15 protein-coding genes are annotated in these 20,592 nt (G+C 60.7%); 7 read left to right on the top strand and 8 right to left on the bottom strand.

The annotated features are described in order from the left end of the window. Window positions 1-15: 15 nt before the first annotated feature. Window positions 16-2,544, top strand: coding sequence for a helicase C-terminal domain-containing protein (locus tag QEH54_RS05020; RefSeq protein WP_309017542.1), 2,529 nt, complete (start codon window positions 16-18; stop codon window positions 2,542-2,544). A 241-nt stretch (window positions 2,545-2,785) separates the two neighbouring features. Next, window positions 2,786-3,295: a hypothetical protein gene (locus tag QEH54_RS05015; RefSeq protein ID WP_309017541.1), complete on the top strand. Its 510-nt coding sequence runs from the start codon at window positions 2,786-2,788 to the stop codon at window positions 3,293-3,295. Window positions 3,296-3,322: 27 nt separating this feature from the next. Here the strand turns inward: QEH54_RS05015 and QEH54_RS05010 are convergent, their stop codons facing one another. The 3 genes from QEH54_RS05010 to QEH54_RS05000 form a co-directional block, all read right to left on the bottom strand. Further along, window positions 3,323-5,275, bottom strand: coding sequence for a DUF3857 domain-containing protein (locus QEH54_RS05010; protein ID WP_309017540.1), 1,953 nt, complete (start codon window positions 5,273-5,275; stop codon window positions 3,323-3,325). 19 nt (window positions 5,276-5,294) lie between these two features. After that, complete coding sequence (locus tag QEH54_RS05005) at window positions 5,295-7,298, bottom strand: DUF3857 domain-containing protein (protein WP_309017539.1); 2,004 nt, start codon at window positions 7,296-7,298, stop codon at window positions 5,295-5,297. Between the two features lie 287 nt (window positions 7,299-7,585). Next, window positions 7,586-10,036: an ADOP family duplicated permease gene (locus QEH54_RS05000; protein ID WP_309017538.1), complete on the bottom strand. Its 2,451-nt coding sequence runs from the start codon at window positions 10,034-10,036 to the stop codon at window positions 7,586-7,588. Between the two features lie 150 nt (window positions 10,037-10,186). Here QEH54_RS05000 and QEH54_RS04995 point away from each other — a divergent pair, with 150 nt between their 5' ends. From QEH54_RS04995 to QEH54_RS04980, 4 genes are all read left to right on the top strand, one after another. Further along, window positions 10,187-11,113, top strand: a complete 927-nt coding sequence (locus QEH54_RS04995) for a rhomboid family intramembrane serine protease (RefSeq protein ID WP_309017537.1) — start codon at window positions 10,187-10,189, stop codon at window positions 11,111-11,113. Window positions 11,114-11,438: 325 nt separating this feature from the next. Next, a complete protein-coding gene (locus tag QEH54_RS04990) occupies window positions 11,439-11,813 on the top strand; it encodes a hypothetical protein (RefSeq protein ID WP_309017536.1) in 375 nt (124 codons plus the stop codon). 116 nt (window positions 11,814-11,929) lie between these two features. Then, window positions 11,930-13,246, top strand: coding sequence for a trehalase family glycosidase (locus tag QEH54_RS04985; protein WP_309017535.1), 1,317 nt, complete (start codon window positions 11,930-11,932; stop codon window positions 13,244-13,246). Window positions 13,247-13,387: 141 nt separating this feature from the next. Next, window positions 13,388-13,873, top strand: a complete 486-nt coding sequence (locus tag QEH54_RS04980) for a hypothetical protein (RefSeq protein ID WP_309017534.1) — start codon at window positions 13,388-13,390, stop codon at window positions 13,871-13,873. A 63-nt stretch (window positions 13,874-13,936) separates the two neighbouring features. Here QEH54_RS04980 and QEH54_RS04975 read toward each other — a convergent pair whose 3' ends face one another. The 3 genes from QEH54_RS04975 to QEH54_RS04965 form a co-directional block, all read right to left on the bottom strand. Continuing rightward, complete coding sequence (locus QEH54_RS04975; RefSeq protein WP_309017533.1) at window positions 13,937-15,325, bottom strand: GTPase/DUF3482 domain-containing protein; 1,389 nt, start codon at window positions 15,323-15,325, stop codon at window positions 13,937-13,939. Continuing rightward, the gene (locus tag QEH54_RS04970; RefSeq protein WP_309017532.1) at window positions 15,325-16,869 is read right to left on the bottom strand and encodes a DUF2868 domain-containing protein; all 1,545 of its coding nucleotides are present in this window, start codon (window positions 16,867-16,869) and stop codon (window positions 15,325-15,327) included. The genes QEH54_RS04975 and QEH54_RS04970 overlap by 1 nt, the downstream gene beginning before the upstream one ends. Window positions 16,870-17,018: 149 nt before the next feature. Then, a complete protein-coding gene (locus QEH54_RS04965) occupies window positions 17,019-17,333 on the bottom strand; it encodes a pyrimidine/purine nucleoside phosphorylase (RefSeq protein WP_309017531.1) in 315 nt (104 codons plus the stop codon). Between the two features lie 161 nt (window positions 17,334-17,494). On the opposite strand from QEH54_RS04965, the gene QEH54_RS04960 reads away from it, so the two are divergent. Further along, window positions 17,495-19,087 (top strand): peptidylprolyl isomerase, encoded by a 1,593-nt coding sequence (locus QEH54_RS04960; protein WP_309017530.1) that lies wholly within the window; start codon window positions 17,495-17,497, stop codon window positions 19,085-19,087. Here QEH54_RS04960 and QEH54_RS04955 read toward each other — a convergent pair. Next, window positions 19,052-19,561, bottom strand: a complete 510-nt coding sequence (locus QEH54_RS04955; protein ID WP_309017529.1) for a lasso peptide biosynthesis B2 protein — start codon at window positions 19,559-19,561, stop codon at window positions 19,052-19,054. The genes QEH54_RS04960 and QEH54_RS04955 overlap by 36 nt on opposite strands. A gap of 19 nt (window positions 19,562-19,580) precedes the next feature. Beyond that, window positions 19,581-20,444, bottom strand: coding sequence for a hypothetical protein (locus QEH54_RS04950; protein WP_309017528.1), 864 nt, complete (start codon window positions 20,442-20,444; stop codon window positions 19,581-19,583). Window positions 20,445-20,592 lie beyond the last annotated feature (148 nt).

Genomic DNA, 20,592 nt, shown 5'->3' with positions numbered 1-20,592 from the left:
AGGTTTGCCCTTTTGATGCAGATCGACGCAGAACACCGTCTCGTCACGCTCAGCGTGGGCGAATTCTCGAGCTTCACCCCGTACGCCAAACCGGGCTTCGGCGGAGCTTCGGCGATCTGGAGGGCCCAGGTCGGCACCATCTGGCACCAGAGAATCCAGTCCGACTCGGCACAGGCGGGCGAAGACATGCAGGACGAAGTTCCCATCAGCGGCGCCCTCTCGTGGCGAAGCTGGGAAATCCGCCTGTCCGGCCGCATCGACCAGCTCAAGCGCGAACAGCGAGGCGATGACTCCCTCACCCATCTGCGGGAGATCAAGTCCCTCTCCCAGCCGCTGCCTCTGCAGCGCGACGAACTGCTCGAACGCTACCCGCACTACCCGATCCAGCTGCTCGCCTATCGCGAGCTGATGATCCGCGACCAAGCCGCCCCGAGCGATCCGTCCCAGCCAAGCCCGCTCCCGACGACGCCTCGATACCACCTCGAGCTCCTGCTCGTAGAGATCGGCTCGGGCCTGACGCAGAGCCTGACCCTCGACGCCTCCTACGATGGGTTGCTGGTCGATCAGCTCGACGCCTTCGTCGACTACCTCGAGTCCCAGCAGGAGCGCCTCGCCCGACTGCGCTCCCTCCTCGTTCGCAGCGCCTATCCATCGCCACGCCCCGGACAGGAAACCATTCAGCGCGACCTGGCCCACGCCTTCGAACACGGAAAGATCGCGCTCCTGCAGGCCCCGACCGGCTACGGGAAAACCGGTGTCGCCTGGGAATACGCCACCCGCCGACTGGCCAGCGGCCAAAGCGATCGCGTCCTGTATCTCACGAGCAAGACCACCGGCCAGACCGAAGCGGTCGCTCGGCTGAAAGCCCTGCTCGAGCCCTCGAGCCAATCCCAGCTTTCAACTCTCCAAGCCCGCACCTCTCCCAGCGCCAGCTTCTGGCACATCCGCAACAAGCAGGAGCACTGCATCAATACCGAGTTTCGCTGTTCGCGCGCCACCTGCCCCTACCTCAACGACCTGCACGAAAAGTGGAAACGCTCCGGATTGCAGCGGCTGTATTTGCTTTCCTACGACGAAGCGGATCTCGAAACCGTGAGAGCCGAGGGAAGAGCCACCGGCATCTGTCCCTACGAAATCATGCGGGCCGGCCTCGGCTTTCGCGACATCTGGATCGGCGACTACGCCTACCTCTTCTCACCTCAAAGCGCCCGTCTGCTCGACGAGCAAAACGACTTCGATCCGGCCCGCACCTTTCTCATCATCGATGAAGCCCACAACCTTCCCTCCCGAGTGGAAGGTTCCTTCACCTACCAGTTCGACGTGCAAATGGTCTACGCCGCGGCTGACGATCTTCATCACCTCCACGCCAGCCGCCGTATCCAGAACCTTCTAAAAAGCCTTTCCCAAATCATCGTCGAACTGCCCTGCCCAGCGGATCGTCGGGCCGCCTCCTCCCGCCCCTCGCCCACCAGCCTCGAGCCCTCGGCCTTCCAAATCGACGACTTCTACGATCACCTTTCCCAGATTTCCCAGACCTTGATCAACGAGCCCCTGCCGTATGACGATCTTCAGGCGGAAACGAACGATCTGCTCTTTCTGCTCAGCGCAGCCCAGGCCAGTCGCCAACGCGGCGAGCTGCGCCACCAGCTCTGGTCTCCCGCAGCAGGCGCGGCGCGCCTGGAGTGCATCGACAGCTCCCGCTACATCGCGTCACAGCTATCTCGATACGATGGCGTGCTCGCCCTCTCCGCCACCTTCGGCCCTCTCGACTCCTACCTCTCCGAGATCGGTCTTAGCGATCACCGTGTCCTGACCGATCTCCAAACGCCCAACACCAAAGAGGCGGAGCCCATCTTCCACCTCAATCCACCCGCGCCCTGGCGCAACGACGCCTACGACATCGCCATCGATCTGCGGGTCGACACCCGCTACAAGCAACGCGGCTCCCACCTCGAAACGACCGCCGACACCATCGCCAAAGCCGCCCAAGCCGCCAGCCCGGTAGTGGTCTTCTTCCCCAGCTACGCCTACGCCAAGCAAGCCCTCGACGCCCTTCAGGTAAAGCACCCCTTCGTCAGATCCGAGCTGCAACCGCGAGCCGCGGGCACGCTCGCGGAGCGCAATGCCTACCTCGAGCAGGCGATCGCCTTCAACGACGCCCTGTTTCTCATCCTCGGATCCAGCTACGCCGAAGGCATCGATTCCCTCGGAGGCAAAGCCGGCTGCGCCATCGTGGTCAGCCCGGCGCTGCCGGAGATGAACTACCTGCAGGAAACGAAACGCCAGCACTACGAATCCCAGGGTCGCAACGGCTTCGAGCGCGCCTACCTCGAACCCGGTATCCAAAAAGTGAATCAGGCCCTAGGCCGACTGGTGCGCGCCCCCGAGCACAAAGTGAAAGCGATCCTGCACTGTCAGCGTTTCGCCGAACCGAAAACTCGATCCCTGCTCGACCCGCTCTACCAAAGCCGCGCCTACCTGCACACGGACGCCGACCTGGAGAACTGGCTTGAATCGAAGTCCTCAGGAGGTCCCGAGGGGTAAACGCCTCGTGGCATAACGCCAACGTATCCATCCTCTACGCGCCCAAGGTTACCAGCCTCCAATGGTACCTAGCATAGTAGAAACCACAGGCGAGCAGAGGGTTCCCTCTAGTCCATCCGCCCGCTAGGGAGAAGTATCCGCTAATTCGGGATCAATCCCGAAAAACCGCGCATCTTAGGTCCGAATGAACAAGCGACCAACTGTTGTCGCAGAACCAACCTAAACCGAGATCCAACTCTAAATGAAGCGAACCCGTTACGCTATTCTAATCGCCCAAGTCCTTTCCTACGCGCTGATCGTCACCTTCATGTTTGCCGACGCCCGTTTCAACCTCACCGGGGCCCTGCGCGATTCCGACGCGACGCTTTCCGCGCGCTCCGCCTACATCGCGGCCTGCCTCGTCACGCTGGTCGGCGTGATCAGCCTGTGGTTGAGCTGGCACTACATGCGAAAATGCTACGCCATGCGCGAGATGCTCACCATCTGCGCCTGGACTCACGAGGTCAAAACGGAAAACGGCTGGGTGCCGCTGGAGTCCTTTTTCTCCCAACAATTTGGATACGCGATCTCCCATGGGCTCTCCGAGAAGAAAAAGCGCGAGCTGATGGTCGGCATGGACAAGAACCAAGGCCCCAAGGAGATTGGCATCAGGCCGGTCGACCAGACGAAGCGGGATCTCCATCGCGAGACCCCAAGCCCAGGATCGAAACGACCGGCTATCGGCCTCGCCGGGCGCAGGCAAACGCCCTAAGGCGGCGACTCCCGAGTCGACTCCGCTTCACTCGGACAAAGCCAGCACCACCGGGGTTTGCTCGATGCGCGAAACCCTTTCGTAGTAGTCCACCACCTCGTGATAGCGCTCCGGCGGCACCGCGACTCCGTGATGAGTGATGGAACGCTGGCAAACCAGCTTGCCGTCCACCACATGCACGCTTGCCTCATAGCGAGCAAAAGGCGTCTCCACCAGAGCTGGCGTCATGAAGTCGTCCACCTCGAATCCCTCCGGAAGCCTTATCTCCGAGCGCTCGCGCCTGCTCTGCGAGCGAAACAAGTAGGGCTGAGAGCGCGGTTCTTGGGCAGGAGCCAATGGAGCGACCTGATCGATTTGGAAGGGTTTGAAAACGAGAAACTTGCCACGCATCGATCGGCCGTAGGCGTTCATTTCGCAGACGACCGATAAGGTGGTTCGGTTCTCCTGGAAGCTGTCTTCGAAAGAGAACTCCTGAACCTTGACGCTGGAGCCCGCCTTGCTAAGCCGTTCCGCCAACATTTCTTCGTATTCCGATTCGCTGCGACGCTCGCGAAAGCGGCGCTCCCTCAACGCTTGGTTCCCTTGGCAGGTTTCGGTCAGCCTAGCCTTCGCCAATCCCGTATCCATCAATTGGATCTCAAGCTCCCGAACGAGCGAATTCTCCTGCGGCTCTAGAGGAGGCACCGGCGTGAGACCTTCCGTTCTATCCGAGCCAATCAGGACATAGGAGTCGCGAAGCGAGCTCGGCAAATGGCCGAAGGGCGTCTGCGTGCTGGTGGGATCGAAGAGCATGACCTTTCCCAACCATTGGTCCGAAACGACCGCTGAACTGGCATAGTCCTCCTCCACCGGAATCGCCACGATGCAATGGTTGAATTGGCGTGGAGACGGCAATGCAGGATCGACATAGGGGGCGTCTCCGGCATCCGCTGAAACGGCGTAGGATTCCATACCGATGCTGAGCAGCATCGAGCGCATCAGAGCGGTCTTGTCCTTGCAATCGCCATAGTGGCGAGCGAACACCTCCCTCGCATGAAATGGCTTGTATCCCCCGCCCTGATACACATCCTCATTGATTGAAACGTAGTTCACCGACTGAGCGTACGCCGCGATGGCCTTCACTTTCTGCCAATCGTCCGAGAGCCCTTGGCAGATCTCCTCGACCTTCGCTCGAATCGCCGCATCGGGCTCGATCTGACGATCGTTCGTCTCGACATCCCATAGAGCGACGTCCTTCCAGCTGGTGAAGGTCTTGAAACGCGAGGGAGACGCCTGCTCGCCAGGCAGCAGCCGTACTGCCAGAAACGGACGCGTAGCCGCCCACGTCGGCCCATCCGCCTCCATCCTAAAAGGAGGCAAGTCTCGAGACTCCCAAACGTAGGCCTTGCCCGAGCGGCGTTCGACGGCTTTCGCTCCGTTCAGACGCAGCGCTTCGGCGGTCCAGTTCCTGGGCGGTATCACCGCGATCTCGGATCGAAGCACCGGGACCTGGCTATTCAGGTACCAAAACCTTTCCGAAAAGATGGTGCGTACTTTAGTGGTGTATTCATAAGCGAATACGCTTCCCTCTCTCACATCGCCTTCCAACGACAGGGTTTTGCCTCGTAGCGTGCTGTGCAAAGCTGACATCTGAGACATCGAGTCAACTGCGTCCTTCTTTTTGTACTGATACACCTCTCCCTTCGGATCGACCATCCAGACGCGAAAATTCCTTATTTGGGACAGATCCTCCTCGTACAGAACGGTGGCCTGAGCCATAGACCGATGCTTGCGGTCCAGGATCTTCACAGCCCAGCGAACGTCTTCCTCAACCACGCCCTCCTCGCTATAGTCGTAGATCGCCTCGTCCCATAGCACCATACCTCCCGCTTTCCTAGCGGCTTCATCCGGCTCGATGTTCAGCAATGGAGCAAGCCACTCCGGAGCCTTGGCAGCCTCCACGTGAACGCAGATCGAGGAAAGCGCCAACAGGAGACTCATCGCCTCACGTATCCATAATCTAAATACTATCATATAACTCCGAACCCTCGCTCCTCACCAAGGTCAATACATGCGTGTCCTGTTGGTTCACGCTTTCGAAAAGCTTTTTCAATATTGCATACCCTTTTGGTAGAAACCCGTTCCCTTTGATCCTGAAATCCCGGAGGCATCGCAGCTTGTTTTTCGCATCGTTCAGCCCATAGACGCTCTTGTAGTAGATATAGTTCGCGTCGTACCCATTTCCTGGTGACGACGCTTCTTCCGGCTTGAACCCGTCCGGAAACGTCAACGTTATCTCATCCGTTTCCTCCCAAAGAAAGGGAAACACGATCTGCTGTTTCCGCTCTTCAGCGGTGAATAGGGGATCTTCGCCATATTGGAAGAAGTTTGGCTGAACGAATAGCCGCTTTCCCAGGCGCTCCGCATAGGCAGGAGCATGGATCGTGTAGCTCACCACCAGCGGTTCGTCCCGTGAGAAGACGTTTTCCATCTTGAAATCCGTGATACGGCAGCCGGCCAGCTTCTCTACCAAGCGCTTCGTGTAGGCTTCTTCCCGTTCGGACTCCGATCGTTCATCGTAGAAGCGTTTACGCCGAATTCCCATGTATCCAGAATACGATACCGTCACCGTGCCCGACAAGTCGCCTGACGCGTCCAGCTCCAGGTCCGCCCATCGTCGGATCGCGCTGAACTCCGGAGGCGCCGGCGGCGTCATCCCAAGTTTCGCCTTCTTGGGATTGGCGATCAGGGCGGGAGCGTTGACGCAGCCAGCAATCAACGTCTCGAACGGCAGGTAGCTGTAGCCCGGATCGAAGTAACGCCACAAATCGCTTTCCTTCTCCCGCACCGCGACAACCTCCTCTGGGAACGCCAGCCTCACATTCATGATCGAGGGCACGAACATCATCTCGCTGGAATCGTTCACCCGGGCCAGCAAAACCTCGTACCCTGCGGCGGCAGCGAGCGAAGCGAAGAGCCGGTTCACGTCCAAGCCGCTGCCATAGCCGCGCTTGATGGTTTCGGCGGGTGAATCCACATCCTTCAGCTTCTCTCGTTCCTCGCTAGTGAAACCCGCCTGAGCGGAATTCACGTTCGTTATCTCCTCCGCGCAGTAGCGATAAGCTCTACGGAGCATCTCTTCACCATCCTTCGTCCCGGCGAAGAGCTCGGCAGCCAGCTTCCTGACCGCGCCCTGCTTGGGCTTCACGAAACGTTTGGTCTGACTCCAAAGCTCGTCCGCCTCCTTGTCCCAGAACGTTTGGTTGTCGAAAATGTCGGCATCCAGCACGTAGAGCATGAAGACCCATGCCCGATAGTCCAAACCCGGCGGGGCGTAGGGCTCGCTCCGCCACGCAGGAATGTTCTCTCCTACGATCAAATAGGTCGAGTCGCTGGTCTTCTCGAACGCCACGTCGCAATTGAGGCCTCGCATGGTCGAGGGGTACATCCGGCTCGGCACGATCTCGATACGGTACTTCCAAGTGGGCCATCTCATCTCGAGAAACATCGACAGCGGGTAGAAGACTCCATCGTCCACCGACTCGCTCCAGGCATATTCCACGATGCTGCCCACCTGCAGGTGCGGCACGGCAAACGACATGACGTTCCGGCTATCATCCCCATCCTCGAACCTAGCGTTTCGATAGAGATCCTTCTTGCTCAGCTCGAAAACCGACCCATCCGGATGCGTCACCCGAGCCTTGAAGTCGGAGATTCTCGATTCGCCCTTTTCGAACTCCAGGTTGAACACCCCCAACTGATCGACCCCTTTGCGCGTGAATACCTTGAGCCGATGGTAGCTCTCCCAGCGCCGCGTGATCCCGAAAGAGCGGTCGTTCACCTTAACGCTGCGAAACAGCAGCTCCACGTCCGCCTCCGCATCGACCCGCGGCGCCTCGAGGGCCAGCTCTTCAGCGGACAAGGGCTCGAATGCCGGAAGCTTGGAAAACCCCTGCGTCGCGACAACAAGCAGGAAGTTGAGAAGGACGCAGGTTCGCAGGCGGAAGAGAAGACCGTAACGCACAGCAAGCGTGATCCCAAACTCCGCCCATCCCCTCAAGAGAAATCGAGCAAACGACTAAGCAATTCCTGAGAAGGTGAACCCACGCAGATCGAATTACAAAAACGTAATGCAACACCCAGGCGTCGTAAGCGTCATACCACCTGTGAATCCGCTGGGCATGTCCAACGGTCTCACATCATCCCTACCTTGAAACGCTTAACGTTCGAGCGCGGAACGCCCCTCTCGCGAGGGACGCGTTCCGGCTCGATCGCAAGGGCTTGTATCTATGGTTCCGATACGCTCGCTCGCTACGCCTCCCGCATGGCCTCCATGGGGGAAATCGATGCGGCTCGTCGCGATGGCAGAAAGGTGGAACACACCACGATCACACTCATCATACCCGCCGCCACCGCGACGATGCCAACATGGAAGGAGTCCACCTCGTACAGCACGCTACGCATCCCCAGACCCGCCGCCCATGCAGCCAGGCAACCAAGCAGCAAGCCAAACAGGAGCAGTCTGCCGCCCATGAGCAGAAACTGGCGCAGCACCACCACTCGCGAGGCCCCGATCGCCACGCGCACCCCGATCTCACGTGTGCGTTCGCCCACCGCGTAGGCGAGCACCCCATAGGTGCCGACCGACGCCAGCAGCAGAGCCACTCCAGCGAAGATCCCGGCTAGGATGGCGGGGGAACGCCGGGCGAGCAGGCTGTCGTCGATGCGCTGCTGCATCACGCGCACGTCGTCCAGGGGCAATTCCGGATCGATGGAGAGCACCTTCTGCCGTATCGAGTTTGTCATGACTTCAGGACTCATTGCGGTGCGGACCACCAGATAGAAAAACCGGTCCGAACGCAGCGAATAAGGCATGAAAACGCTTCCTTGCGGCACCTCCTCGGTGAGCGAGTTCTGCTTCACCGTGCCGACCACGCCCACCACGGTCACAGCGTTCTCTTCGTTGATTTCCACGTCCATCGCGAGGCGGCGCCCGAGGGCGCTTTCGCCCGGCCAGTAGCGATCCGCAAAGGCCTTGTCCACCACGCAGATCCTTTGCTCCGAGCTCAGGTCGGCATCCTCCAGGAAACGCCCCTCCACCAACGGAATGGCAAGCGCCTTCCAATACTCGCCCATGGCGAAACCGACGTAATGGGCCCGCAGCGAGTCGCCGGGCTTCAGCTCCACCCCTTCCACCACCGTCGCGTTGTTGCTCACGTTTCCCGAAAAGGGCAAGGCGCTGGTAAAGCCCGCTTCGCTGATGCCGGGCAAGGCCCTCAGCTCCCCGAGCAAACGCTCCAAAAACTGCCGCTTCTGCTCGTCCTCCTGATAGTTCTTCCACGGCAGGTTCAAGCTGGCAGTGAGAATCCTCTCGGTTCGAAATCCGGCCTCGTTCTGCAAGGCCTTGCGCAGGCTCAAGCCCAGCATGCCCGCCCCCGCCAGAAGGGCGAAGGCCAAGGCGATCTGCACCACGATGAAGCCATGACGAGCCCGCTGGCCAGCCTTCGAAAGGGTGCCGCTGCGGGATTCGGTCTGCAGGGCCGGGGCGAGATCGCGCCGGACATTCATGGCCACGATGGGGGCCGCCAAAACGAGCCCTACCACCAATGCCCCGACCAGCGATACCACTCCCACCCGCCAGTCGAAAACGATGAGCGTGCCCAGCGGCAGCTCGCGGGCTCCCAGCGTCTCCAACAGGCGGATACCCAAGTACCCCACTCCCAGCCCCAAAGCGCCGCCGCCAAGAGCCAGCGCCACCGTCTCGCTCAAGGTCTCGCCGATCACGTGACGTTTCCCCGCTCCCAGAGACTGGCGCACCGCGCTTTCCTTGCTGCGGCCCTTGGCACGGATGAGCAGCAGGTTCACCAGGTTCACGCAGCCGATCAGCAGCAACGAGAGGGCTCCCGCCTGCAGGATGAGCAGCAGGGGCTTGAACTCCCGCACCACCTCATCGCGCAGATCCACCACAAAGGTGGTGAAACCGGCGTTGCGAACGATCTCCGCAAACGGATCGTTCTCCAGCAACGCTTCGTTGTAGGCGTCCATCTCCGCCTGGGCCGCCTCCACCGAAACGCCTTCCGCCAAGCGAGCGATCATCTGGAAATTGTTGGAATGGCGCCGGTTGATCTCGCGGTCCTCCAGCGAGGAGGCGGTCGGGATGAAGAAGCGGGCTTGGCTATCGAGGAAACGAAAGCCCGGCTCCAACACGCCCACCACGCGGTTGGAAAGGCTGTCCACAATGATTTCGCGGTTCAGCACATCGGGATCGCCATTGAAATAGTCCTGCCAGAACTCGTAGGTGATGATCAGGACCTGGGCGTTTTCATACAGCATCTGATCCTCCGAAAACCGCTGCCCCATGATCAGCTTCGCCCCCAGCGTGTCGAAAAACTCGGGCGATACCCGGTCGCGTCGCACCCGCTGGGGCGAACCTGCCTCGCCTATGACAGCGCTGCCATCCTGCCGGATGGACACCGATTCGAAGGCCGACACGCCTTCTCGGCGCTCGTAGTAGTTCGGCAACGACGCCCCGATGCGCTCGGCGCCCGCCCCGGGATAGGAATTCATCACCGTGACCAGCCGTTCTGCTTGAGGATAGGGCAAAGCTCGCAGCAGCACCGCGTCGATCACGGCGAACATGGCCACGTTCGCACCGATGCAAAGAGCCAGCGTCACCAGCACCGTGGCAGTGAAACCGCGCTCGCGTCGGAGGCGGCGCAGGGATTGGCGGAGAGTAGGAAGCAAGGAAGAGGTCGCGCTCACACAGACTAGTAACCGCGAAACGCCGCCAGCGTTACATCCCGCTGCTAAAAAAACGCTTCCGATGAGCGATCACCCGAAAAAGCGGTGGCCAAGCGGTTTTTGTTGGCTCGAGGTCGCCCTAGGCCTGTACACCTGTGGCCGGCAAGACACATGAGCGAGCAACCTGAGCGCATCCCGGATCGCGACGAGCTCGACACCGAATTCGCGGTGATCGGAAGCTACCGCACCCACAAGGCAGCCCACGACGCCGGGCTGTCCGTCCTGGCGGGCGGGCAGGCCTATTGGGTGCGAAAGGAGGGCGATCGCTTTCTGTTGATCGTGCCGCGCTCCGAAGCCCAGCGTCTGCTTCGCGAGGTCCGGCTATCGGAAAGGCTAAACCGGTTCTGGCCTCCTCGCCGCCTGGTCCTCGCGGATCGGTCCGTCAGCAAGCTGCCCTGCATCGCGGCTCTCGGATGTCTCGTCACCCTCTTCGCTCTGCAAAACCAGTTTCCTTGGCTGCAGGAGCAAGGGGCGAACGCTAGCCGAGCCTTGCAGGAAGGAGGCCAGTGGTGGCGCGTTTTCACCGCCATGACGCTGCATGCCGACCTAGGCCACCTCGCCGGAAACCTGATGGGTCTAAGCCTTTTCAGCTACCTCTGCGCCCGCTACCTGGGAAACGGACTGGCCTGGCTGCTTATCGTTCTCGCCGCGGCGGCCTCGAACGCCACCAACGGCCTGCTCGCCTCCAGCCTCGACTACCGCTCCCTTGGCGCCTCCACCGCGGTTTTCGCCGCCCTCGGCCTGCTGAGCGGCTTCCCCGTCGGCTCCTTCCTGCGGTCCCGCAACCCCATCCGCAGCCGCGACTGGCTGGTGCCGTTTTTCGGCGGCTGCACCCTCTTCGCATGGATGGGCGGAGGCGAGTTTCCCACCGACGTGCCAGCCCACCTCTGGGCCTTCCTGTTCGGCTCTCTGGGCTCCATGGCGGCCGCAGGTTTCGACTGGCAAAACAAGCTCGGTCCCCGCTGGCAGACGGCGCTGCTCGCGACGGCGCTGATTCTCGTCGGGAGCTCCTGGTGCCTGGCCTTCGCCAGCCGATAGACGCGTCTGGCATCGCAGGCGAGACGGGTCTCCTCCCCGCCTTCGCCCCCCCCGACGCTCAAATGCGAGCGCCGACACGCTCTGGCAGATTCCATGCTGCTTCTCGAACCAACGCCTCGCCCAAGCCTCCTACCACCCCAACCACCCCAGCGAGCCAGCGGCCCTCGCTCCCTACGCGGAAGAGGACGCCGCACCTCGATTCAGATTTTTACAATTTATATCTTCCAAAATCCTTTTATTTCAATTTTATGTAAAACAATACCTCCATCCACCCCATGAAAACCGGCCAGAAAAGGAGTCGCAGCACCCCTTCCCTCACGCGTAAATGACACACGAAATCATTTGGCATCAGCACGGCACCTACCGCCGCTTCTTCGGCACGGTCACCGCGAAGGAATTGCAAGCGGTGGACGAAGCCTTCTACAGCGACCCGCGAGCGCTGCGCATCCGCTACCAGATTCTGGACGCCAGCGAAGCGGACGCATTGGAGATCACGGAGCGGGAGATTCGCGACCGCGCCGCATACGACTTGGGCTTCAGCCGATCGACTTGCGAGCAACGGGTGGCTCTGATCAGCCGAGATCCCGATACGATCGCCGCCTTCGAGTTCTACGCCGAGCTCATGCGTTCGAAGGACTCCAGTTGGACTTTCGGGACTTTCCACGATGCCGCTTCCGCTCTGGCCTGGGCAAAGGGCTGAACGAAGCCCGGCGCTGCTCGACGGGCGACGGACGGTGAATTCGCGTCCCTCGCGGCGCAGTCTATGCTCTGTCTAAGGCAATCGAAAACCCGCGCCCCACCGCCTAGGCCGACCGAATGAAACTTCCCTCAACAGAGCAGACCACCCCTAACGTCCGTCCTAAAAAGCTCGATCTTGACCAGCGAGCCATCTCCATTCTTCGCGAAAACGAATGGGGCGACTACACCCTTCCGACCAAAGGCCTCTATCCCTACCAATGGAACTGGGACTCCATGTTCGTCGCTCTGGGCTTTTCCGAAATCGACCTCGATCGGGCCTGGACCGAAGTGGAAAGCCTTTTCCAAGGCCAATGGAAGAATGGCATGGCCGCCCACATCGTCTTTCGACGCGATAGTCCCAGCTATTTCCCCGGTCCCAAGATCTGGGGCGGCACCCATGAGGTGCCGACTTCGGGCTGCTCCCAGCCGCCGGTCGCCGCCACCATCGTGCGGGACCTCTACGAAAAGGATCCCGTGCAGGGAAAAAAGCGCCTACTCGATCTCTTCCCGCGCCTCATGCGCTGGCACCGCTGGTTCCACACCATGCGGGTCATCTCCGGCGGGGCCGCCATCGCGGTGACCCACCCCTGGGAGTCCGGCCGCGACAACTCGCCCGACTGGGACGAGGCTCTCGACGACGTGGATCCCTCGGGCGTCACCCCCTACACCCGCAAGGACCTGGGCCATGTGGACGCCGCCATGCGACCCACCAACGCCCAGTACGACCGCTACATCAAGCTGGTCGAGTACGGAAGAAACTGCGGTTGGGACCACGCTCAAATCACGCGGGAAGGACCGTTCGCCGTAGCCGACCCGGGCATCACCTTCATCCTGATGCGGGCGGACCGCGACCTGCAGGCCTTGGCTCGGTATCTCGAAAAGGAGTCCGCGGTGCACGAAATCGACACCTGGCTGTATCGAGACAAGATCGCCGCCGACTACCTTTGGAACGACGACATCGACGCTTACGCCGCCCGCAACATGCGAAACGGGCAGCACAGCGATGGCGTCTCCAGCGTCAGTTTCCTTTCCTACTACGCTGGCATCACCAAACCCAAACGCGACGCCAAGCTGCAAAGGACGCTCAACCGCATCCTGTCGATCGCCCCCTACAGCCTGCCCAGCTTCGATCCGGAACACCCGAAATTCGACTCCAAGCGCTACTGGCGCGGTCCCACCTGGGCCATCATCAACTATCTGGTGGCGCGCGGACTTTCCGAATACGGTTTCGAGGAAAAAGCGAACCGCATTCGCCTCGACACGCGTCGAGTCATCCAAAAATCCGGTTTCTACGAATACTTCGATCCCATCACGGGAGAGGGTTCCGGTGGGAACAACTTCACTTGGACTGCAGCCATCTGGCTCGCATGGGCGTCCCCCATGACAGATGGATAGGTCCCGAACCCCGGCAACGCTCAGGCGATTCCTGAAAAAATTCTAAAAGAGCTGCGGGCATTAGCCCAAACAAGCAACTGAGCTATACTGACTTAGACCAAGTCACGACCTGAATTGGCCTAGCGCAACGACACCGAAGCCATGCAAACACTTTCACCCGAAAAAATCCACGAAAGCCTGCGACTCATCCAGGCCCACGACCCACGTCTCGGATCCGAGCGAGACTCCCTGCAACGTCTCTGGGACGCCGGGCGCCTGCGAAGGCGCTTCGAATCCCTCGATCGTTTTTACCAGAATCACAAGTCCGAGTTCTACCAGCTTCAGGAAAACCAGCCCGCGACACTCGGCCTGATCGAGCTAGCGAAGCTTCTCGTCATCCAGAAAGTGGTGGTCGACCGCATCGCGGAAACCTTCGACCAGCTGAAGGAAATCGAATCCGAGATTTGGATACAAGGGGAACGAGGAAACCTCGACCGCGAACGGATCGCCTGCGACTGGGCCATGAGCCACGCCCGCATCTGGCGCGAATGGCGTCTCAAGGAATACCTCTTCGTAGTCGAGCGAATGGAGCCGCAGCTCAGACGCAGCCTGGCGCTCGATTCCGGTCCCAATCAGCCGCAGTCCTAAGCAGAGGGAAACCCGGCGCGAGCCCGGCCGCGCGCCTGCCTCCGCCAAGCGAGCAGGAGCCGGTCAGTCGCTCAAGCTGTCGACCAGCAGCGCCTTCAAAGCCTTGCCTTCGGACTCGATCGACTCCGCGGCTCCCTTGCGCACCGCCCGAATGAAGTTCGTCACCACGCGCAGCTGGCTCTGGTTCCATTGACCGGATACTCCCGCCTTCTCGCTCGCGACGTCCAAGGCGAGTTCGGTCTCGCGCCGGGCATGGGCCCAGTTCGCCACCACCCTGGCGTAGAGCAAATCGCGATCGAGCTGCACGAAGGGAAACTGCTCCGAAAGATTCGGCCCCACCGTGACCTTCAAGCCGCCCAAAGGCAGCTGCATGATCTTCGAACGGGCCAAGGCCTTGCCTTTCAGCAAAGCGGAGCCGGCGCCCAGCGCCGCCCCGATGGACGCGAAGATGCCAAAGGTGACGCCTCCCGCGGCGAGGTCCGCTCCCACGCCGATGCCCGCTCCCAACAGCCCCCCTGCCACCACCAATTGCTGGCGGGTCAAGCCGAGGGCCTGCCAAGCCTTTTCCGAAAACAGATCCTCCCGCAGGACCGAATCCTCCGGCAGCTGAATCGACACCCGGCGCACCGAGTAGACCTCCCTCACCTGGTCGCGGAAGCGAGCCTCGATCTTCTTGAGCTTGGCCCGGTATTCATCTTCCAAGCGCCGTTTCTCCAGCTCCACTCCGCTTTCCTTTTCGAGAAAGGACACGCACTGGCACTGCAAAGCTTGCTCCAGATGATCCACGATAGCCTCGCTGGTGCGCTCGATACAGCGCTGGCGCTCGAGCTTCAGCAGCTCCACCGCCCGACTAAGGGCCGGCTCCCAATCCTGATCGATGCTCTTCAGCGCCTCCAGAAGCTCGATACGGTCGACGTAGCGGGCCTGCTGCGCGTTGAACGTGCGAACCGAATTGAAGTGCTGGCGAAAGGCGTTCTTCCAGCCGTCGAAAAAGCGCGTCTCCTGCGTCTTCGGATTGATGATCGCCATGCGCGGGCGGGCGGTCAGCCGCAAGATCTCCATCTCCGCGGCATCGACCGAGGTCATGGGACGCGAGGCGTCGACCACATAGATGATACCTGCCCCATCCACCACAGGCCGCAACAGCTCGCAGTCATGGTGGAAATCGGCGTCCGACTCGAAGCGCTGGATGAAGGCCTCCAAGCGAGCAGGCCCCAGCTCCTCATTCTCTCGAAACCAACGCAACGCAGCCTGAGGATTCTGAAACCCTGGCGTATCCACAAATTCGATCACCGCCTCGTGCCCGGCCCGTAGCTGGAAACGCTGCAGGCGCACCGTCTCGCCCGGAGTTGGACTGATCGCGATCGTATCGTCTTGGGACAAAGTCGCTATGATCGAAGACTTGCCTTCGTTTGGATGGCCGACGATCGCGAATGTGGGCAGTGATTTCATCAGGAAGGATTGTCAAGAATGAGATAAGGATCGCCCAATCGACGTATGAAGGAATCCCATACATCCGCGTACTGACCCGCTGGAGCGAGCGAGACCTCGCCCTTGTCCCCTTGAGGAATTCCCAGCAGGACGACCTTTATCAAGCTTCGAGCGTCGACGGCCGCTCTCATTTCCTTTATCCGACGCTCAATCTCCTTGATCGGAGGCATCCAGGATTCGAATACAAGCGCATACTGACGCTCCTCGGAGAGGCTTTCGCCATCCAAATCGATCGAGCCATCGGAGAGGGGACGCATCTGAACCGACTCCAAGCTCATGCTCCAACGCTCCGCCAGAGCCCGTCGCAGCGCCGCGACATCGACGATCGCCTCCAGTTCTCTCGAGAAAAGACACACCGCGCTTCGACTGCTCGAGGTATCGTGCGCAGCTTCGCCCACCGGGCCGAGATCGGCTCCCTGAGCCACGCGCTCCGCCTCGAAACGCGCCCTCCTCGGACGAAGTCGTTCAAACAGCCGCTCCGCTGCCGCGTTGCGAAAATCGTAGTCGCGCACGGCTTTCTTGAACTGCAGTCCGCCAAGCCCCCAGAACACCGCTCGAGGCAGGATTCCGTAGCACAGCATGCCCAAAGCCAGAAACTTCCACCATATCGTCAAATCGTCTGTTTCCAAAGACTGAATACCGTCCTTCAAAACGATGCGACTTCCCTCTATCTGCTCGACCGTGGGGTAGCCAACGCCCTCCCCCAAGCGCCAGGACCACGGAGAAGCCACCAGCTCCGTCACCCGCTGAGCCTGCTCCGCCCGCAGCTCCAAGGTCGTCTGCCAGCCGAAAGCGCGGTCGGAGAAGAAGACCGAAACCAGCAACGCCGCCAAAGCCCCGAGGTTGAAGCAAAGGGCGGCTCCCTGAATCTTGCGAAAGCTCAGCCACTTGAGCTGCCTGCCATGCAGGGCGAGGCGGCTCCTTGCCAGACCCGCGATCTCCGCCGCGTCATGGCGGTTTTGCCCTGCCAGGAAACGGCCCGCCAGAGCCTGCGTTTTCTCCAACAGCAGGCGCAGGACGAATCGCGACACCCGAAAGATCGGCCCCGCCACCAGCAATTCCTTCAGACCCGCTGGCATCAAGAAAGCTAGGAGCAGCGCCACTGCCAACAAAGCCTGCAGCAGCACGAAGACGAAGAAGAAGGCGGACACGTTGATGGGGGCCTGGCCCGTGTAGGCCAAGGCCGCGGTGGCTGCGGCCACGCCCATCAAACCCCCGAGCGCTGCCAGCAGTTGCCCGGCCACGCCCAAGGACTGCATCACGCTATCGGCCGCCAGCTTGACCACCGGATCGCGCCGCAAGCGCTCCCTCAGCCAAGCCCGGGCTATGCCGCGTCGATTTTCTCTCGGCGACCACAACTCGCCCGGCAGTTCCAGAGACTGGTCCCGCTCGCGCAAGGCCCTCCAGCTCTCCCGCTCATCGCGAGCGAGAGCGCACTCGAAAGCGACTTGCTCGCTCAAGCTCCAGGGGTCATCTCGACCCAAAGTCTGCTGAGATCTGCTCATGAGGATTCCGGCAACCCATAGCGCCACAAAAACTTAGACGCGTAAAGCCCCACTTCGATCTCAAGCGATTCCGCTCACTCGCCCAGAGCTCGCCACTCTCCCGCCCAGAGCCCAGCCGATCGGCTGGCCCAGTCACACGGCAATCCTCCCTACGCGAGGTAAGAGCAGACGTATTGGCAGACGGAGTCCACCTCGATGGTGAAACCCGAATTCGCCGGCACGTCGAAGTGGCTGCCCGCGCTCACTTGCTTCGCGACCTCAGAGCCATCGAGCGTCACCTTGCAGGCGCCATCGCTGATGTCCATTCGCTCAGCCGCTTGAGTCGCGAAGTGGTAGCTGCCTGGCTTGGCGACGATGCCAAGGGTCTTTTTCGAGCCGTCCTCCATGGTGACGCTGTGCGAGACGACGTTTCCGTCGAAATAGAGGTTGCCCTTTGCAGTTACGGTTACATTCGAGAATTGCATGGCCCCTGATCGCTTCCAAGCGTCGCGAGCGCAAGCGCAGATTGCCCACGCAGGGAAATTCGCCTCGGCGGCGCCGCTCGATTTTATTTGAACCCAAATCCGAAAACCTCTCGTAGTACTCCGGCATAACTCCCTGTCGCAAGCAGACGAACGCAACAACCGTGACCTCATTTCGCTCCCTTAGCCTCACCCTCCTGACAACCATAGGCCTCGCGGCCTCTCCCATCGCTTACGGACAATCGCTTTCTCTCGAGAAGACGGGCGATCCGGCCGACGTGGAACTCGACAATCGCACCGAAGCGTTTTCCATCGACCTGAGCCAATTCTTCGAAGTGCCGGGCGTGGAGGAGAATATCGTGCTGATCAACACGGACTTAGGCACCATCCCAGTTGAGCTGCTTCCCGAGGCCGCTCCCAACACGGTGGCGAACTTCTACACCTACGTGGACGAAAACGCCTACGACAAAGGATTCTTTCACCGATCGGTCAAAGACTTCATCATCCAGGCTGGCGGCTTCTATTTCGATGACGAGGACACCTTCTACAGCATCGAAACGCGCGACCCAATCGAGCTGGAGTACAACCTGCCCAACACGCGCGGCACCATCGCCATGGCTCGCACAAACGAACCCGACAGCGCCACCAGCGGCTGGTTCATCAACACCGTGGACAACACCGAGGATCTCGGAGAGAGCAACGGCGGGGGCTACGCCGTCTTCGCCCGAGTCATCGGGTCCGGCCTGGAGGTGGTGGACGCTCTGGCGGAACTGCCGGTCTACAACATGAGCTACTACTGGGGCTCCGCCTTTCAAAACTTCCCTTCCGAAGAGGTGCTCAATTCCATCTCCGATCTGGGCGTCGAGGAATTCGTGAGCATCCCGTCGATCACTCGAGCCTCGATTCTTCCCGACCCCGATTCCGAATTCAGCTTCGTCTCCATCTCATCGGTGGTTTCGAGCGATCCCGACATCGCCGGCATCTCCGACAGCAGCCTGGTGGGAAGCAACCTGGTGCTGGGCCTCGGCCTGGGAGAAACCGGATCGACCGACATCACCGTCACCGTGCAGGACACCAACGAAAACGAGATCCAGCTCGCTTTCACCATCACTCTGGTAGAGTCGTTCGTCACACCCGACATCGCCGAGAAAACTGTCGCTCAAGGCGCCAGCGACTACGACATCGCGGTCGATTCGAACACCACCTGGCTTGCAGCCTCCCAAGAGAGCTGGATCACCCTTTCGGAAACGTCCTTCGACGGACCGGCCACCCTCACCGTTTCAGTGCAGGAGAACTCCTTGGACACGCCACGCGTGGGCGTCATCCTCATCGATGGAGCCCCGCACTACGTGTATCAGGAGGGCGACTACGACGCTTGGCTTTCCAACTACTTCACCGCGGAACAGATCAGCGGCATGAGCCCATCGCCCGCCCTAGCCGATTCCGATCGCGATGGACTGAGCAACCAGCTGGAGCACGCCCTGTCCACCGACCCGAGCAAGGCGACCTCCAAGATCGAAACCTACATATCGCTCGAATCCGGTCAACCGCAGATCGTCTTCGCCCCCTACGCCAAGGGACTCGAGTTCACGCTCTACTCCAGCAGCGACCTGAAGCGCTGGGCCCCGGTCTCTCTGGGCGAGGGCGCCGCCTTCGAAGACAGCGTTCCAAGCATCGCCTTCCCGCTGCCGGAAGGGGATCACCCCTTCTTCCAGTTCGAGCTATCGGGTCGCCTGCTGACCGCTATCGGCGACTAAGGTCTCGGAGACATAGGCGCTGAGAACCGTAAACTCTCGATGGCCCCGCCTACCGGCGGTGACCTGCTGGCCCACCTGCAACCAAGCGTGGGCTTTCAGCGGATCCTGAAGGTTCTCGGACTTGCCCACACCTATGAAAACCACGTGCGGGATTCCATAGCAGCGCAGCAGAAACGCGTTCATTAGGGCCTGCACCAGACACTTGCTCTCCCAGGGCGTGTTGCGGGAAACAATCTCTCCGACCCGGCAGATCCTAAGCGCCGCCCTTTCCTGATTCTCCGTGGCGGGCAGGACTGGCGTCCGATTTCCCACACTCACTCCCAAAAAGCGGGCCACGACCCGGAAGGGCAGCGCCAGAATAGCCAAGCGAGCAACTCCGCTCAGAGGATAGAAAATCAGAAACCAAAGCTTCTCTCGCCAGGGCAAGCGCCAGGCGGTCGAAGCTTTAGATGAAACCGTTCGGAAGGCAGCCACCACTGAGAGCTGAAAACGGCTATTCCTCCCCTTTCGCCAATTCCGACGGAAGGAGGGAGAAGTTGCTGAGACAAAAGTCTAGATCCCGGGAATCGCCATCGGGGCGAACAGGTGACTCGTCCGTGCTGAATGTCACCTGGCTCTCGCCGGGGGGCAGCTCGATCCCCACCTCCATATCCGACCAGCTTGACCCATCCAGCGCGACCTTGCCCAGAAGCTCGTCTCCAGTTTTCAACGACAGCTCGCGCGGCGCCAGAGCTCGGGCCATGAAACGTAGCGTCATGGGCTCCGCTTTCTCAGAAGGGTTTTTCAAAACGACCACCGCCTCCCCTTGCGCCCATCGCCAGGCGCCGCTTCGATCCCTCTCCTCGTCGTACCAGCCAGATGCGAAGCTCGGTTCATGCTCGGCCATCATCAGGTCCTCCAAAGTAGCCAGGCGGCCATTTCTCAAGCAGAAATGCAATTCGCGCGACTCGCCGGCGATTCTCGGGGCCGCCGCCTCGGATTGAAGCCTCAGGCGCGTTTCGCCCGGCGGGAGCGTGACCTCCAACCCAGCCAGTATCCATTGATCCGCTACGAGCTCGAACTCCGCCACCAGGCGCCCGGACAACGATGCCGAAATCCGCCGAGGGTTGATGGATCGGAGACTGCCCAGGAACGCCACCCGCCGCGTCTCTTCCGTCTCATTGCGAAAGAGGATTTCCGCCTGGCGCTGAGCCCAGCTCCAACGATCGTCTCCCGCCGTTTCCTCAGCATACCACCCATCGGCCATCTCCATCGAGATCCCGGAAAGCGGGGATCCATCGAGAGAGTCGCGCTCGCCGCCGCAAGCCGACAGAAAAACGCAAAGCGCCACAAGGGAGGATGATAGAAGCAAACGCATGCCTCCCTTTCCACAAATTCCTGCGGTTTTCGCGAGCCTTTTCCGCGGAGTCCCATGTCGAGCGCCCCCCCTCGCTCTATCGTACGAACAGCGCTCGCCCCGACCAATCTTGACCCCCTCGACCACTCCACCCAAAGTACGTGCCTAC

Origin of the sequence: Pelagicoccus sp. SDUM812003, assembly GCF_031127815.1 — a bacterium.
Lineage (GTDB): Bacteria > Verrucomicrobiota > Verrucomicrobiia > Opitutales > Opitutaceae > Pelagicoccus.
This window is presented reverse-complemented; position numbering and strand designations above follow the sequence as displayed.